Source organism: Flavobacterium movens, from assembly GCF_039581425.1.
GTDB classification, from domain to species: Bacteria; Bacteroidota; Bacteroidia; order Flavobacteriales; family Flavobacteriaceae; genus Flavobacterium; species Flavobacterium luteolum.
Window position 1 is genome coordinate 1 of record NZ_JBCPXY010000021.1, and the last position, 1,939, is coordinate 1,939.

The window sequence follows — 1,939 nt, forward strand, 5'->3', positions numbered from 1 at the left end:
AAAAAAAAGCTTCAAATTTTTTTAAGTTTTTCTTGCAGGAAACAAAAAGAAGTTTTAGTTTTGCACCCGCTTTGAGAGATAAGCGAAAGACAAAGAAATTACGTTCGTAGACATATTGAATTGACAGCCGTCCCGATTGATCGGGACAGAAATATAAGAGTAATGGAATCGAGAGATTCGAAAAAGAACCGATAGATATCCATCGCAAAATAATATTAAAATATACGATGAAGAGTTTGATCCTGGCTCAGGATGAACGCTAGCGGCAGGCTTAACACATGCAAGTCGAGGGGTAGAAGCTTTCGGGCTTTGAGACCGGCGCACGGGTGCGTAACGCGTATGCAATCTGCCTTTCACAGAGGGATAGCCCAGAGAAATTTGGATTAATACCTCATAGCATTATGGAGTGGCATCACTTTATAATTAAAGTCACAACGGTGAAAGATGAGCATGCGTCCCATTAGCTAGTTGGTAAGGTAACGGCTTACCAAGGCAACGATGGGTAGGGGTCCTGAGAGGGAGATCCCCCACACTGGTACTGAGACACGGACCAGACTCCTACGGGAGGCAGCAGTGAGGAATATTGGTCAATGGGCGCAAGCCTGAACCAGCCATGCCGCGTGCAGGATGACGGTCCTATGGATTGTAAACTGCTTTTGTACGGGAAGAAACACTCCGACGTGTCGGAGCTTGACGGTACCGTAAGAATAAGGATCGGCTAACTCCGTGCCAGCAGCCGCGGTAATACGGAGGATCCAAGCGTTATCCGGAATCATTGGGTTTAAAGGGTCCGTAGGCGGTCTGGTAAGTCAGTGGTGAAAGCCCATCGCTCAACGGTGGAACGGCCATTGATACTGCTGGACTTGAATTACTGGGAAGCAACTAGAATATGTAGTGTAGCGGTGAAATGCTTAGAGATTACATGGAATACCAATTGCGAAGGCAGGTTGCTACCAGTGGATTGACGCTGATGGACGAAAGCGTGGGTAGCGAACAGGATTAGATACCCTGGTAGTCCACGCCGTAAACGATGGATACTAGCTGTTGGGCGCAAGCTCAGTGGCTAAGCGAAAGTGATAAGTATCCCACCTGGGGAGTACGTTCGCAAGAATGAAACTCAAAGGAATTGACGGGGGCCCGCACAAGCGGTGGAGCATGTGGTTTAATTCGATGATACGCGAGGAACCTTACCAAGGCTTAAATGCAGACTGACCGATTTGGAAACAGATCTTTCGCAAGACAGTTTACAAGGTGCTGCATGGTTGTCGTCAGCTCGTGCCGTGAGGTGTCAGGTTAAGTCCTATAACGAGCGCAACCCCTGTTGTTAGTTGCCAGCGAGTAGTGTCGGGAACTCTAACAAGACTGCCAGTGCAAACTGTGAGGAAGGTGGGGATGACGTCAAATCATCACGGCCCTTACGCCTTGGGCTACACACGTGCTACAATGGCCGGTACAGAGAGCAGCCACCTCGCGAGGGGGAGCGAATCTATAAAGCCGGTCACAGTTCGGATCGGAGTCTGCAACTCGACTCCGTGAAGCTGGAATCGCTAGTAATCGGATATCAGCCATGATCCGGTGAATACGTTCCCGGGCCTTGTACACACCGCCCGTCAAGCCATGGAAGCTGGGGGTGCCTGAAGTCGGTGACCGCAAGGAGCTGCCTAGGGTAAAACTGGTAACTAGGGCTAAGTCGTAACAAGGTAGCCGTACCGGAAGGTGCGGCTGGAACACCTCCTTTCTAGAGCCCGAGTGTTAGCTGAAGAGCACGCTTGGGAAAATGATGGAATCTTAAGGTTTTGGGTTTCAGATTGCATTACTCTTGCTGTTAATTTAAAAAAAAATGATAAAACTTAAGTAAAACAGAGTCTCGTAGCTCAGCTGGTTAGAGTACTACACTGATAATGTAGGGGTCGGCAGTTCGAGTCTGCCCGGGACTACT

Annotated in this window: 1 tRNA gene and 1 rRNA gene; both read left to right on the top strand. The window is 48.9% G+C overall.

Features of this window, described 5'->3' with window-relative positions:
• The first annotated feature begins 224 nt into the window (after positions 1-224).
• Positions 225-1,738, top strand: a 16S ribosomal RNA gene (locus tag AAYQ05_RS21830).
• Between the two features lie 125 nt (positions 1,739-1,863).
• Positions 1,864-1,937: transfer RNA gene (locus AAYQ05_RS21835), tRNA-Ile, on the top strand.
• Positions 1,938-1,939: the final 2 nt, after the last annotated feature.